Raw genomic sequence first — 15,180 nt, forward strand, 5'->3', positions numbered from 1 at the left:
CCTCATTTCATTTTTACTATTTTTATTTTATGGGCTTCTACCTGAAATAATGCCATTACTGCCTGCTGAATCTTATGTACTGTTACCGGATTTTCTCCTCCCTGGGCAGAAATAAGAACTCCTGTAACCTGTATCCTTGCAGACTCCATAAAGCTTTCCCCACTGTTTTTCTCATCTGTCATCAACATCACCTGCACCTTTCCCACCCCTTCCATGTTCTCAAGAATACTCTCCAGTTTTTTCTCCAGCTGATTTTTTTCTTCACTGTCTGAATCTTTTGCGAGAGAAATGGCAGACTTTTGTTGTCCTTCAGCCACAGGCAGGGCTGCCACTGCCAGCAGTAACCCCAGCAGAAGCAGAATGATCCACTGCCCGGGAGTCATATTCTTCAGTCTGGATACTATATTCCCCTTCCCTGAATCCCCATTTTTCCCTGAGATCATCTGCAATCCTTCCTTTCTGTTCCCCGGTGGTCTCTTTGTCCACTGTGATCATTGCCTTGAATTTCTCTCCTTCTATATTTACTTCCACATCCTGTACTTCTATGCCACAGTTTTTTAAAGATTCCGTGATTTTTTTCTGAAGCTCTGCAGCATATCCTTTCCGGAGATATATCATCTGAAGATTTTCCACTTCCCTTTCTTCTCTTTTTTTATTTTCCTGATTGAAATTCATCTGAAAACTCTCTATCATCTTTCCGCTTTTCCCCAAAAGCATAAACACCGGTGCACTCATCATAACAATCAGTAAAAGTCCCATAAAATGACGCACATATCTGTCATATTTCTTATCCGGCATGAGGTGAAGAACTACGGTCAGCAAAATATAAAAAACTGCCAGATTTTTCACCCACTGATAAACAATTTCTTTCATAATTCCCCCAATCCAACTGTTTTCATTTTTCTCACAGCAATTCTGTTCAGCCTCCTGCCAACAGGATCAGAAACGCAAGCATGCACAGCAATTCCGCTGTAAACAAAATCTTCAGAAGGATAGCACAGCCTTCCCCCATGGAACTTAATGCCCCGACGATCCTTTTATCTGAAACCGGCTGAGCCAGAGCTGCCAGAAATCGATAAGACAAGGAAAGAAATCCATAATGCAAAATCGGTCCCAGCCCTGCAGCCGCAAGCAGTACCAGACTCACTCCTCCCAGACTATTCCTTACCAGTACTGCACTAGTAAGCACCAATTCTGTAATCGTATTCACAGCATTTCCGATTCCCGGTATTGCTGCAGCCGTCTTTCCGATCACAGAACGTTTCAGCGAATCCATCACAGGAGCTACCAGATTTCTTATAACCTGCAGTCCTACAGCTATACCTGACAGAGTTTTCAATCCCCAGTTTATCATTATCTCCAAAAGCTCCGCCATTTTTCCCAGCATTTCTTCTCTGGACAGATGGTTCACCAGCTTCAATAGAACACATATCTTTGCTCCCGGTAAAAGTATATAGACCAGGAACCACTGAATTGTCCAGATAAGTAACATCGCAACCTCATAAAAAACAGTTGCTGTGGAAGCTCCCGCAGAAGCAGCTGTGGCAATAAAATATGCAGGGGCCAGAACCCTCATAAGTTCTGTCAGAGAAACAAGATATTCTGTCAGAGAGTTTCCAAGATTTGCAAAATTCTCCATAAGAGTCATAAACAATACCAGATACACAATATAAAAGCTCACATTTCCTGCATATCCATTTTCAAATACATCTGCAAAGTTTGACAGCACTGCAGCCAGAAGTATCAAAAGTAAAATGCGAAAAAGCATCCCTTTCTCCTGGTTTATTCCTGAAAAAAAGAAGCTGCGCACCATATCCTGCACTGCTTCTTTTGAAATAGGTTCTTCCCCCTTCATCATATTCATCACTGCATCTTTTATTGAAAAGCTTTTCTCATCCAGAATTCCATCTACCAGCTTCTGGACTTCCTCTAATTCTATCTGTCCCAAAAGTTCTTCCTGAACCACCGATATTTCTGCATCTTCGGTCTCTGTCTGTGCTCCTGCAGCCTGCACCTGACAGAGGCAGATCCAAAGCAGCAGGGCAGTTCCCAGTATCCTGACTATCCTCCGGAAACACCTCATACCATAAACTCCGAAATAGTATCCAGAATTGCCAATAGGACCGGCATACTGAGTACCATCACTGACAGCTTACAGAAAAGCTCAATCTGTGCCCCTATCGCCTGATATCCTGCATCCTTACAGATAGATGCACAAAATTGTCCGATATAGGTTACACCAATGATTTTCAGCAAAATGGCTATATAACTTCCATCAATGGAGACACTCTTTCTTAGTCTGTCCAAAGTTTCAAACAAATAAGCCACCTTACCTGCTGCCAGTCCCAGGATCGTCAGACCTATGGTCATAGTGACAAGGGAAGCATATTCCGGCCTGGTGCCTTTTAACAGAAATCCCAACATCACACCACAGATTCCCAGGGCTGAAATTTTAATTATATCCATATTCTCCTCAATCCTGCCTTTCTGAATGCAGAGATGGCCTGTTTCACAGCACAAATAACTGCTGGATATCTTCAAACAGTTTATATATGTAGGGAATGATCCAGAACAGAACCATTAAAAGTCCCGCCAGGCTTACCAGAAATGCCTGTTCTTCCCTTCCACTGTGTTTAAGAATCTGGCAGAGAACAGAGACCAGAATTCCCACAGCAGCTATTTTAAAAATAATACTGACCTCCAATATCTTTCTCTTCCTTTCCTGTTATTTTTATGCTACCAGTACTGCCAGCAAAATACCCAGCAGGATTCCCAGACTCTGATACATTTTTTTCTTTTCTTTCAGATCTTTATTCAGTTCCTGTATTTCATTTTCCACATCCTCCTCCAGAAGCTGAAGCTGGCGAAGCTGCATATCCATTCCCAAATATCCCAGTCTCTCCCCCAGGGAAAAGATTTTTTCTTTTTCTTCTCTGGTAAAATTCTGATCATCCAGACTTTCCCGGGCACAGCTGCGAAAAATCTCCCCAAAAGGTTTTCCTTTTTTCTTTTTTATCTCCTCTGCTGTATTCAAAAAAAATTCTCTGTACTTTCCCTCCAATTTGCCGGCTGCTCCGGTAAAGGCATCGTACAGAGACGTATTTCCATAACGTATTTCTCCTTTAAGCAGGATAATCATTCTCATAAGCATTTCCAGGTGTTTTTTTCTGTTTCCCAGTTCCCTGCTTTTGTTAAACCCCAGACCTGCACCTGAGAGCAGGATCATACAGATTCCTATTGTTTTAAGCATATCCTTCCATTTTCATCCAGAACTCCCTCCAGATATCCTGCCTGATCATTTTTGCCCAGAATAATATATCTCTCAAAAATCTTTTCGCTCATAAGTCTGTAAAAAAATGGCTGGTCCAAAATATCCTCAAGGCTTTCTCCATGAGCAGTGGCAATGAGCTTGCAGCCACAGTGGATCACTGTTTCCACAGCTTTGAAATCCTCCTCACACCCCAGCTCGTCCACAGCCACCACATCCGGAGACATGGATCGTACCAGCATCTGCATTCCTTCAGATTTCGGACAGCAGTCCAGCACATCTGTGCGCATTCCCAGATCATTCTGAGGAATTCCCTGGTAGCATCCTGCCAGTTCGCTTCTCTCATCTACTACACCTACAGTCAGGCCCTGAGTATCCGCCCATCCGTTACTGAGCTGACGGATAATATCACGCAAGAGAGTTGTCTTACCACAGCGGGGTGGTGAAATGATCAGTGTATTTGCTACCCAGTTCTGTGTACGGATATAGGACATGATACTGTCCGCACATCCCTGCACTTCATGAGCCAGCCGGACATTAATACAGGAAATATATTTCATCCCCATAATCCTGCCCCTGTCCAGAATCACCTTTCCTGTCACTCCTACTCTGTGTCCTCCCTGTACACTGATATACCCCTGTCGGATTTCATCTTCATAAGCATATAACGAGTAGCCTGTCACATATTCCAGAGTTTCTTTCAAATCCTCACGGGTAACCAGATACTGTTCCTGCCCCGGTCTTTTGAGAAAGCATTCTCCGCCATCATAAGTCAGAAACAAAGGTCTCCCCACCCGAAGGCGTATTTCATATAATTTATCATAATTCAATTTCGCATCCATTAAAAGCTGCCGGATATTCCCGGCAAACAGGTTTTCAATCTGTTCTGCTTCTATATATCTCACCTCTTTACACTTAATATATGTGGACAATCCGATTTTATTCCCTGAAACTTTTCTCCCCGGATTTTTTCAGTCCAGATTTCCCACTTCATTTCTGCTTTCGAAAGCCTCCATTTTGGGCAGACTCAACTTCAGCACTCTGTCTACCACATTACCAGTATATCCCCGATAAGCATAAGCACCCGATTCAAACAGTACATAAAGGTCATCTCCCTCTACTACGATCTGCTCGATCATTTCCGGAAACCGAAAACTTCTTGCCGAATTTTCGTTGACATACAATCTCTTATCCGACTGTTCATAAAAAACCACTCTGGATGGCAAAATTCCAAAAGAATGGGACAGCAAAAGCTTATCATTATAAAATGCCATTCCCTGAGCCTGCTCAGAAATTGTTGAATAATCCAGAGGAACAGCCATCTCGAAATTCATTCCCAACGTTTTGTCAAAGGTATTGATCAGGTTTCCCTCTCCGTCCACGCTATACCTGGCAATATTACTCTCTGTATACTTATTAAAGCAGCCCACATAAAGACACCCCTTGTAAAAAGTCATAAAAGAATCTCTCATAATTCCATAAAGGCTGCAGGTCTGATTTGTCTGTATCGGCATATTGTTTTCTGTATAATTATAATTTTGCAGTACATCCATTTTAATACTCACCGCCTGAGCAATCCCATTTACGTTGGAGGAATACCACAACATATTATGCGCTTCATCATAGGCCAGGCCTCCCACATGGGGCCGTCCCGGAAGAACAACCTCCTTGATAAACCGGTGGGTTTCTTTATTTATCACATAAATAACCGAATTGTGCTTTCCTGTATGACAATAGGCACTGATCAGCACATATTCCGGGGTGATTGCCAGCCCCTGGGGAGTCATGGAAGTACACACAGCCTTTTTGCTTCCCTGGGCACTCAGAAAGGTTCTGGTATATTTCAGTCCCGGAATAATATAGGTTCCATATTCTTTTTCATTTTTTCTGTCTTCAAAAGCAAATGCGATCAGATCCTCCTTCTGGGAAAGCATCTGGATCTGTCCTCTGAGAGAATAAACCGCTGCATCCTGATTGGTGACCGGATATTTAGCCGGCGGTTCTGTTCTGCCTCTGTAGACAAATGCATACCCCCAGAAAGCCAGCCCAAATACCATTGCTACTATAATCACTTTTACAGTCAGCCTTCGGATTTCTTTTTTCGTCTGTTTATCCATTTTTTAATCAAGCATAATATCTGCATATTTCCAGGTTATTTCCATGGGATCAGCAGACCACAAGGCACAGCTGTACCCTTTTTCCCTTTCCGGCAGGTTTAAAAACCTGCAGATACCTTCTTTTGCAGAAATTTTTCGCAGATCCCTGGAAAGCCCCTCTCCTGTCCACTTAATAAAAGCCTCACGCATTACCCACTGCCTGAAAAATTCCTGTTCCAGATCTGGTCTCTTTCGTATTTCTTCTCTCTCTTCCTCTGTAACCATCCTTCTGAGCATTCTGTCATAGTCTACCTTTCGGTGAATCTGTATATCGATTCCCACCTCCTGGTCTGCCAGAACGCATACCACATAAGCACCTGAGTGGCTGATATTATAATGTACACCCGGTCGGTAAGAAAGAAAGGGCTTTCCATGCTCTCCCACACCCCTGGGTTCCTCACTCAGCTTTATATTTCGCTCCTGTTTCAAGGCTATCTCCAGAAGCTTATCTCCGATCATGTGCTCCAGATGGGTATTCTGATATTCTCCCCTTATTCTGGTATAATAAATAATCCCTTTATTCATAAGCCTGTCTCCTCAAGAAAACGGGATGGCTCCCGCTCCTTTTCATATTGGCGGTTCACATAGGCAAGAACCAGTTTTCTTCTGGCTCTGGTCATCCCTACATAAAACAGTCTTCTCTCTTCCTCTACAGATTCTGCAAGAACAGCCTTTCTGTATGGAATGCTTCCTTCGTTTACATTCAGAATATAAACAATATCATATTCCAGCCCCTTCACTGCATGAAGAGTCGATACTGTTACTCCCTCCTTACGGTCTCTCTGCCTTTTTGCCTGTTCATTCAGCTTCTCCGTATAATCCTCTATATAATCTTCCCACTGCTTCAGGTTTTTCATACCTCTGGTACTCTCATGGATCCGATCCAGGATTTCCAAAAGCTCCTCCGGCTTCAATCTTCGAAACTGAGCATATTCCCACAGATACTCCTCATATCCCATCCCCTTGCGGATAAAATTAACAGCAGCAAAAGGAGAAAGAGTACCAAGAATCCGCAGGTGCGTTTCCAGTGTAGTGATCCGGTCACACATCCAATCCTTATCTTTATAATATTCTCTGAGATCATGAAAACTAATCTGGGAATTCTTTAACGCATCCCTGGAAATATAGCGGTTTGGGCGATTCATCAGCTCCAGAAAATTTTTTCTGCTTCTGTCCCCTGCTGCCATATGCAGATATGCCAACAGATTCCGGCAGATCCAATGTCTGTACAGATTCGGAAGCTGTTCCTTCATCGTAAAAGGAATCTGATACTCCATAAGAGCTGTGATCAGACTCTCTGCCTCCTGATTGGTGCGAAGAAGAATCGCCGTATTTTCCAGTTTTTCTCCTTTTTCCAGTCTTTTTTTCAGAGCTGCTGCAACACAGACAGCCTCTTCCCTGGGATTGTCAAAAACCTTACAGGTAACAGGCATCCCAACATCATTGGGTGTAGTAAGTTTCTTACGAAAACGTTTTTTATTACAGTTGATCACATTCATAGCTGTTTTCAGAATATTACCTGAGCATCTGTAGTTCACATCCAGAAGGACTGTTTCTGCCCCCGGATAATCTCTGGTAAAATTCAGCATGATCTCCGGTCTGGCTCCACGAAAATGATAGATGGACTGATCGTCATCCCCTACAATAAACAGATTATTTGCAGGTGCAGCCAGCATTTGCAGTATTTTATACTGAAGACTGTTAATATCTTGAAACTCATCCACCAGAATGTAAACAAACTTTTTCTGCCAGGCTTTCAAAATATCCGGTCTCTGGGAAAAAAGTTCATAACAACAAAGGATCATATCGTCAAAATCCAGCTTCCGTCGGGTGCGAAGAGCATTCTTATATCCATTATAAATTTCCCGGAAAACCTCATCTGAGCAACAGGATGCATAATAATGCTCAAGGGAAATGCAATTTCCCTTGACTACACTGATTTCTTTTGCTATCTCCTCGAGAAAGTCTCCCTCCTGCTCCATTTCCTGTCCGAATTTCTCCGTCATTTCCCGAAGAATACTATATTTCTCTTCTTCTGACAGGATGTTAGATGCATTCAGATTATATGCAGCCTTTAAAATGCCATAAAAAATTCCGTGAAAGGTTCCGAAGGTCACTTCACTCCGATCCCTGTTCACGAATTTCAGGAAACGTTCTTTCATCTCAACTGCCGCTGCCCTGGAAAAAGTTACAACCAAAATAGAGGAAGCGGATATCTTCCCCTCATTGATCATATATGCAGTTCTCTCCACGATCACTGAAGTTTTTCCCGAGCCGGGACCTGCCAGGACCATCATTGGCCCTGACAGATGAGCGATCGCCCGGATTTGAGATGGATTTCTTTTCATATTTATTTGCTTAATTTCTCAATAGCCACCTTTACTCGTCTGATTGTCTCATCCTTTCCGATGATTTCCATGATCTCTGTAGCTCCTGCAGGTGTCATCTGCTTGCCGGAAACAGCAGTACGCAGAGGCCACATTACATATCCGTTCTTATAACCATGCTCTTTTACAAATGCACTTAATGACTCAAATAGCGGATCATTTGTATAATCTTCCTGCTCTTCCAGAACCGGAAGTACTTCTTTTAATACTGCGAGAGAGGTCTCTTCGTTTGTTTTCATTTTCTTATGGCAATACATAGCAGAATCATATTCCGGTACTTCCTCAAAGAAGTCGATCAGGGCCGGGATGTCAGGGAATGTTTCAATTCTGGTCTGTACCATTCCTGCAATCTTCTTGAAATTGTAGTCTTTCTTTAGAACTTCTTTCATATACGGAAGTGCTCTCTCATAGAATTCATCCGCATCCATTTTCTTGATATATTCACCATTCATCCAACGAAGTTTTGCAATATCAAATACTGCCGGAGATTTGTTGATATGATGATAATCAAATGCCTGTACCAGTTCATCCAGTGTAAAAATCTCTCTGTTGTCAGCAGGGCTCCATCCAAGAAGTGCCACATAGTTAATAATTGCTTCTGAAACAAATCCCTGATCAAGCAGGTCTTCATAGGAAGAATGGCCACAGCGCTTGGAAAGCTTCTGGTGTGTCTCATCTGTGATCAGCGGACAATGTACATAAACCGGAATATCCCATCCGAAAGCTTCGTAGATACGGTTGTATTTCGGAGCTGAAGAAAGATACTCGTTACCTCTTACTACGTGTGTGATCTCCATTAAATGGTCATCAATTACATTTGCAAAGTTGTAAGTTGGGTATCCGTCAGATTTGATCAGGATCAGATCTTCCAGTTCCTCGTTGTTTACTGTAATATCTCCGTAAATCACATCATGGAATGTTGTAGTTCCCTCTGTCGGCATGTTAAAACGGATTACGTGTGGTTCTCCTGCATCAAGACGACGCTGAACTTCTTCTTTGGAAAGTTTCAGACAACGTTTGTCATAGATAGAAATCTCTTTACCTGCTACAACACGTTTCATACCTTCCAGTTCTTCCTTCTTGCAGAAGCAGTAGTATGCATCTCCCTGCTCTACTAACTGCTGTGCATACTTCAGGTAGATTCCCTGCGCCTGACGCTCACTCTGTACATACGGTCCAAAGCCTTTGTCCTTGTCCGGGCCTTCATCATGGAGAAGTCCTGTTTTTGCAAGGGTACGGTAGATGATATCTACAGCGCCTTCTACGTAACGTTCCTGATCTGTATCTTCAATACGGAGGATGAAATCTCCGCCTTCATGTTTAGTAATAAGGTATGCATATAATGCTGTTCTTAAATTTCCAACATGCATTCTGCCTGTAGGGCTTGGTGCAAATCTTGTTCTGATCTTAGCCATAACTTTTTTCACTCCTGAATTTTTCATATATTCAAAATCTGTAAAAAAAGACCCTGCTTAAAAGCAGCGCCTTTCTACTTTCGGGTTTATTATACGTCAGAGGCTTTCTTATTTCAAGTCGGGATGGAGGAAATTTTAAAAAAGTTCGTTGTGGAAAGGGACGCATGACAACATGCAACAAAACAGCGCAGAAAAATATTTTATTGGGAGTGCATTTGCAGGGGTCTTAGATATTCTTAGTTCTCAGAAATCTGCGTTATGAGCCGGCTGCATCACTGTCTGAGCGAAGTCGGAGACGTAGCGAGTTTGACAAGCCGGCTCATGGTTTTAGCAGATTTCTGAGGACTTAGAATATCTTAGACCCCGAAACCGCACTCCCAATAAAATATTTTTCTGCGCGTCCCTCTTGCCATTCACACGCTACATCTTACGAAACCTCTCATACCGTTCCTGCGCGATCTGCTGTCCACTTTTCCCAGCTTGTTTCACCAGAAACTGCTTCATTCTGATTTTCATATATTCTGCGATTTCCGGCAGATTCTCTTCACTTGCCGGATATTCCTCCGGTATGATCCGTTCAATGATCCCAAGCTCTTTCAGATGAGCCGCTGTTACTTTCATAACCTCCGCAGCTTCCGGTGCCTTCCTGCTGTCTTTCCAGAGAATGGAAGCAAACCCTTCCGGCGAGAGAATGGTGTAGGTTGCATTTTCCATCATCCAGACTTCATTGCCAACTGCAAGTGCAAGTGCACCTCCACTTCCGCCTTCACCAATTACAACAGAAAGAACCGGCACCTTCAGATCAGACATTTCCAGGAGATTCCTTGCAATGGCTTCGCCCTGTCCCCGTTCTTCTGCTTCCAGTCCGCAGAATGCCCCGGGAGTGTCTACAAATGTGATAACTGCGCGCCCAAATTTCTCTGCCTGTTTCATCAGGCGAAGAGCTTTTTTGTACCCTTCCGGTGACGGCATTCCAAAGTTGCATCTGATGTTTTCTTTTGTAGTATGCCCTTTACGGATTCCGATTACTGTAACAGGCTGTCCATCCAGTGTGGCAACACCACCGATGATGGCATTGTCGTCTCTGACACCTCTGTCACCATGAAATTCCATGAAATCATCAAAAATGGCATCAATATATTCCGCTGCTGACGGACGGTCGCTGCTTCTGGCGATCTGGACTCTGTCCCAGGCTGTAAGATTTTTTTGTTTCTTCTGCTTTTTCTTTTTGCCAAAAGTATCAAATGCCCTTGCTGCTGTTTCCTGAGGAAATTCTCCATAACATTCTCTGGTATTGTGCAGTTTCAGAATCAGCGAAAGAACATCACGCATGGAGCCTCGTTCGACAATTCCATCGAGAAATCCATGTTCCAGAAGAAACTCCGGTCTCTGGAAACCCTCCGGCAGTTTCTGACCTATAGTCTGTTCAATGACTCTCGGGCCGGCAAATCCGATCAGGGAACCTGGTTCTGCAAGGATAATGTCTCCAAGCATGGCGAAGCTTGCAGTGACGCCACCGGTTGTCGGGTCTGTAAGCACAGATGTGTAGAGAAGTCCTGCCTCGGAATGGCGCTTGATAGCAGCGGAGGTTTTTGCCATCTGCATCAGTGATACAATCCCCTCCTGCATTCTGGCACCGCCGGAGCAGCAGAACAGGATAACCGGAAGACTCTGTCGTGTAGCTTCTTCGAATGAACGGGCAATTTTTTCTCCTACTACATAACCCATGGATGCCATCAGAAATCTGGCATCCATTACTCCGAGTACGGTGCGTATGCCGCCGATTGTAGCTTCTCCAATAAGAATGGCCTCATCCATTTTGGTTTTCTCTTTCAGATTCTCAATTTTCTGTGGATAGTCCGGATAATCCAGAGGATTGCTGTTATCAATTCCTGTGAACCACTCTTTAAAACTTCCTTTATCTGCGATCATTTTGATGCGGCGTTTTGCGCTGATTCTGAAATATCCTCCGCATTTCGGGCACACATAGGCGTTGGATATTACGTCTTCTCTGTAAACCATTTCTCCGCACTTTGGACATTTGATCCATAAACCCTCAGGTACGGAAACAGATGCGGACTGTTTATTCCGCTCTTCTGAAACTGTTTTCTTAAAAAATCTCTTCAAGTCTGCCATTAAAATCCTGCTCCTTTATGTAACCCAATTTGCTGTTGCTTTCACACAACAAAATAACGTTAATAACTATTAATCAAACTAATTCTATCAAAAATAATTTTATCGGTTCGCTCATTAATTACCTTTTGATAAATATGTAATTTCTACTGAACTATAAAATATATCTGCACCAGATTTTCTTTTACAGATCCGGATAATGCTGTGGAATGAAATCAGTTGTAATGTTTCCCTCCTGAAAATCCGGTTGATTGAGAAGCTCATATAAGAAATCTACGTTGGTCTTTACTCCTTCAATCGCAACTTCTCCAAGTGCACTGATCATTTTCCGGATAGCACTGCGGCGGTCCTTGTCATAGACGATAATCTTAGCGATCATGGAATCATAGTATGGCGGGATTGCATAGTCATTGTAAACTGCTGTATCCACACGGATTCCGTTTCCGCCTGGAAGGTGCAGATCTGTGATCCTGCCGGGACATGGCATAAAATGTCTCTCAGGGTCTTCTGCATTGATCCTGCATTCCATGGCGTGACCGCGGATTTCTATGTCTTTCTGCTGAACGCTTAAGGGTTCTCCTGCCGCAATACGGATCTGCTCTTTGATCAGGTCTACGCCAGACACAAATTCTGTCACAGGATGCTCTACCTGGATCCTGGTATTCATTTCCATAAAATAGAATTCTCCTGACTGATCCAGAAGGAACTCTATGGTTCCTGCACTTTCATAGCCTGCTGCCTTTGCTGCACGGACTGCGGTTTCTCCCATTCTCTTTCGCAGTTTGTCTGCAATTGCAATACAGGGAGATTCTTCGATCATTTTCTGGTGGCGTCTCTGAACAGAACAGTCACGCTCTCCCAGATGGATCACATTTCCGTATTTATCTGCAAGAATCTGTACCTCTACGTGTCTGGGATTTTCCACAAATCGTTCCAAATACATGGTATTGTCAGAGAAAGAATGGACAGATTCCTGTTGTGCTGTTTCAAATAATTTGGCAAATTCCTGCTCATTACGTGCTACACGCATTCCTTTTCCACCGCCACCTGCAGAAGCCTTGATCATAACCGGAAATCCGATTTCTTTTACTGCTTCCTGTGCTTCTGTCACTGTGTAAATCGGCTCTTTTGTGCCTGGTACCACCGGGACCTGGGCTCTGCGCATAGTATTTTTTGCCTCTGATTTATTTCCCATTCTGGAAATAACCTCTGCTGATGGACCGATAAATGCTACATTGCATTTTTCACACATTTCCACAAATCGGCTGTTCTCTGAAAGAAATCCGAAGCCCGGATGGATAGCTTCTGCATTTGTGGCAATAGTTGCGCTTAAGATTCGCTCCATATTCAGATAGCTGTCTGTAGACTGTGCTTTGCCAATGCAGACTGCTTCATCTGCAAGCTGAGTATGCAGGGCATCTCTGTCTGCTTCTGAATATACAGCAACTGTGTGGATTCCCATTTCACGGCATGCACGGATAATGCGCACTGCGATCTCGCCACGGTTGGCGATCAAAATTTTTCCAAACATTTGTTATGCTCCTACTGCAAAAGTCAGTTCTGCGATCACTGCTACTTTGCCGTCCTGATTTGTAGCTTTTGCTCTTCCAACTCCCATTGGCCCTTTTTCCTTGATGATCTCTACTTCAAGTGTAAGAGTGTCACCCGGAACTACTTTGTTCTTGAATTTTGCATTATTGATAGATGCAAAATATGCAATTTTTCCCTTATTCTCCGGTTTGCTCAGGATTGCAACTGCACCAGTCTGAGCAAGTGCTTCTATGATCAGAACTCCGGGCATGATTGGTTCCTGTGGAAAATGTCCTGCAAACTGTGGTTCATTGTAAGTAATACATTTCTTTCCTGTTGCCTTTACACCTGGAACCAGATCTTCGATTGTATCGATCAGGAGGAACGGGTGTCTGTGGGGAATGATTTCCATGATTTCTTTTGTTGTAAGCTTCATTATGAATGCCTCCTTATCTTTTTTCTCTATTCTATCACAAACATTGGCTGTCCGAACTCTACCATCTGTTCATTTTCCACCAGAATTTCTTTGACAGTACCGTCAAATTCTGATTCAATCTCATTCATCAGCTTCATTGCTTCAACAATACCAAGAACCTGGCCTTTGTTTACTTTATCTCCCACTTTCACGAACGGAGCACTTTCAGGAGATGAAGCTGCGTAGTAGGTTCCTACAAGAGGAGATTTCACTACATTTCCTGTAAATGTTTCTGTACCGGATGCCTGACCAGTTATCTGATTCTGCACTGCAGATTGCGCTGCCGACTGCATCACCGGCTGACACTGAACTGACAATGCAGCATCTGTATTTGCTGCAACCTGCTGTACGATTGTTTTCTCTGCTGACATGGAGATATTTAAGTTTCCGTCCTGCAGATTAAATTGTGTCAGATTTGAATCACTGACTGCGTGGATCAGTTCTATTATATTTGATAATTCCATTTATGTCCTCCTGCCTGAATCAATCATATATCCAGGCTGTCTGATCCAGACAGATATCTGATCTTTCACACTCCGCCGGATCTGTATTAATTATATTTCTGTAAAATCAGTCTTCGTATTTCTTAATAAGTAAAGATGCGTTATGTCCGCCAAATCCAAGTGAATTTGACAGCGCATATTTGATGTCCATCTTAACTGGGCCGTTTCCTACATAATCCAGGTCGCACTGTTCGTCCGGTACCTGATAGCCCACTGTCTGATGGATCAGTCCTTCCTGCAGTTCTTTAACACAGGTGATCACTTCTACTGCACCGGCAGCTCCCAGAAGATGTCCTGTGACGGATTTAGTAGAATTTACTTTCATTTCTTTTGCATGCTCACCGAATGTTTTCTTAATGGCAATAGTTTCAAATAAGTCATTGTGGTGTGTACTTGTACCATGGGCATTTACATACCATACATCATCTGTAGATATACCTGCTTCTTTTACAGCAAGCTCCATGGCTTTGGCAGCACCGGAACCGTCTTCTGCAGGGGATGTGATGTGGAACGCATCTCCTGTTGCGCCATAGCCTACAACCTCAGCGAGAATCTTCGCACCGCGGGCTTTGGCATGCTCCAGTTCTTCCAGAACTACAACACCTGCACCCTCGCCCATAACAAAGCCGCTTCTTTCTTTATCAAACGGAATCGAACATCTCTTTGGATCTGTAGAAGATGTGAGAGCTGTCAGGGCTGCGAAACCACCAAAGCCTGTTGGTGTGATAGCAGCTTCTGTTCCCCCTGCTACCATTACGTCTGCATCAGACCACTGGATAGTGCGGTATGCTTCACCGATACTGTGTGTTCCTGTTGCGCAGGCTGTTACAACATTAATATTCTTTCCACGAAGTCCGAACTGAATGGATACGTTTCCAGATGCCATATTTGAGATCAGCAGTGGAATCATCAGCGGATTCAGTCTGCCAGGACCTTTTGTCTCCAGAATTTCGCAGGATTTCTCTACTACCTGCATGCTCCCGATACCGCTTCCTACACTGCATCCTACACGGAAGGGATCTTCTTTTGTCATATCAAGGCCAGACTGCTCGATGGCTTCTTTTGCTGCAGCCACTGCATATTGGCTGAAAAGCTCCATACGTTTGGCAGATTTAAAATCCATGTAATCTTTGGGGTTAAAATTGTTGATCTCTGCTGCCATATGTGCTCTGTATTTTGTCGTGTCAAAGCGGGTTACTTCTGCAAAGTTTGTTCTGCCCTCTTTTACGCTGTTCCAGAATTCTTCTACACTAAGACCTACAGGAGTGATAGCTCCCATACCTGTAATCACTACTCTTCTCATTTTATTCTCC

16 protein-coding genes are annotated in these 15,180 nt (G+C 43.4%); all 16 read right to left on the reverse strand.

All coding sequences use genetic code 11. The annotated features are described in order from the left end of the window. Positions 1-2 precede the first annotated feature (2 nt). Positions 3-317, reverse strand: a complete 315-nt coding sequence (locus tag H8Z82_RS05890) for a hypothetical protein (RefSeq protein ID WP_019162334.1) — start codon at positions 315-317, stop codon at positions 3-5. Continuing rightward, positions 310-873, reverse strand: a complete 564-nt coding sequence (locus H8Z82_RS05895; RefSeq protein WP_019162335.1) for a stage III sporulation protein AF — start codon at positions 871-873, stop codon at positions 310-312. The genes H8Z82_RS05890 and H8Z82_RS05895 overlap by 8 nt, the downstream gene beginning before the upstream one ends. Positions 874-919: 46 nt before the next feature. After that, positions 920-2,083 (reverse strand): stage III sporulation protein AE, encoded by a 1,164-nt coding sequence (locus H8Z82_RS05900; protein WP_186994563.1) that lies wholly within the window; start codon positions 2,081-2,083, stop codon positions 920-922. Then, positions 2,080-2,466: a SpoIIIAC/SpoIIIAD family protein gene (locus H8Z82_RS05905; RefSeq protein ID WP_026077024.1), complete on the reverse strand. Its 387-nt coding sequence runs from the start codon at positions 2,464-2,466 to the stop codon at positions 2,080-2,082. Before H8Z82_RS05905 ends, H8Z82_RS05900 begins: the two co-directional genes overlap by 4 nt. 43 nt (positions 2,467-2,509) lie before the next feature. After that, positions 2,510-2,704 (reverse strand): stage III sporulation protein AC, encoded by a 195-nt coding sequence (spoIIIAC, locus tag H8Z82_RS05910; protein WP_019162338.1) that lies wholly within the window; start codon positions 2,702-2,704, stop codon positions 2,510-2,512. A gap of 27 nt (positions 2,705-2,731) precedes the next feature. Continuing rightward, positions 2,732-3,250 (reverse strand): stage III sporulation protein AB, encoded by a 519-nt coding sequence (locus tag H8Z82_RS05915; protein WP_019162339.1) that lies wholly within the window; start codon positions 3,248-3,250, stop codon positions 2,732-2,734. Further along, the gene (gene spoIIIAA, locus H8Z82_RS05920) at positions 3,235-4,173 is read right to left on the reverse strand and encodes a stage III sporulation protein AA (RefSeq protein ID WP_303242017.1); all 939 of its coding nucleotides are present in this window, start codon (positions 4,171-4,173) and stop codon (positions 3,235-3,237) included. The genes H8Z82_RS05915 and spoIIIAA overlap by 16 nt, the downstream gene beginning before the upstream one ends. 66 nt (positions 4,174-4,239) lie before the next feature. Continuing rightward, a complete protein-coding gene (locus H8Z82_RS05925) occupies positions 4,240-5,385 on the reverse strand; it encodes a hypothetical protein (protein WP_019162341.1) in 1,146 nt (381 codons plus the stop codon). 3 nt (positions 5,386-5,388) lie between these two features. Next, positions 5,389-5,949: a 4'-phosphopantetheinyl transferase family protein gene (locus H8Z82_RS05930; protein WP_019162342.1), complete on the reverse strand. Its 561-nt coding sequence runs from the start codon at positions 5,947-5,949 to the stop codon at positions 5,389-5,391. Next, complete coding sequence (locus tag H8Z82_RS05935; RefSeq protein ID WP_026077026.1) at positions 5,946-7,772, reverse strand: ATP-dependent helicase; 1,827 nt, start codon at positions 7,770-7,772, stop codon at positions 5,946-5,948. Before H8Z82_RS05935 ends, H8Z82_RS05930 begins: the two co-directional genes overlap by 4 nt. 2 nt (positions 7,773-7,774) lie before the next feature. Beyond that, positions 7,775-9,226, reverse strand: coding sequence for a glutamate--tRNA ligase (gene gltX, locus H8Z82_RS05940; protein WP_186994564.1), 1,452 nt, complete (start codon positions 9,224-9,226; stop codon positions 7,775-7,777). Positions 9,227-9,646: 420 nt separating this feature from the next. After that, on the reverse strand, positions 9,647-11,362 hold the full coding sequence (locus tag H8Z82_RS05945) for an acetyl-CoA carboxylase carboxyltransferase subunit alpha (RefSeq protein ID WP_186994565.1): 1,716 nt from the start codon (positions 11,360-11,362) through the stop codon (positions 9,647-9,649). Between the two features lie 181 nt (positions 11,363-11,543). Beyond that, positions 11,544-12,890, reverse strand: a complete 1,347-nt coding sequence (locus H8Z82_RS05950) for an acetyl-CoA carboxylase biotin carboxylase subunit (RefSeq protein ID WP_186994566.1) — start codon at positions 12,888-12,890, stop codon at positions 11,544-11,546. Between the two features lie 3 nt (positions 12,891-12,893). Continuing rightward, a complete protein-coding gene (gene fabZ / locus H8Z82_RS05955) occupies positions 12,894-13,325 on the reverse strand; it encodes a 3-hydroxyacyl-ACP dehydratase FabZ (RefSeq protein WP_019162348.1) in 432 nt (143 codons plus the stop codon). 26 nt (positions 13,326-13,351) lie between these two features. Then, positions 13,352-13,828 (reverse strand): acetyl-CoA carboxylase biotin carboxyl carrier protein, encoded by a 477-nt coding sequence (gene accB, locus H8Z82_RS05960; protein WP_186994567.1) that lies wholly within the window; start codon positions 13,826-13,828, stop codon positions 13,352-13,354. Between the two features lie 106 nt (positions 13,829-13,934). Further along, on the reverse strand, positions 13,935-15,170 hold the full coding sequence (gene fabF, locus H8Z82_RS05965; protein ID WP_019162351.1) for a beta-ketoacyl-ACP synthase II: 1,236 nt from the start codon (positions 15,168-15,170) through the stop codon (positions 13,935-13,937). Between the last annotated feature and the right edge of the window lie 10 nt (positions 15,171-15,180).

The organism is Blautia difficilis (genome assembly GCF_014297245.1).
Classification (GTDB): domain Bacteria; phylum Bacillota; class Clostridia; order Lachnospirales; family Lachnospiraceae; genus Blautia_A; species Blautia_A difficilis.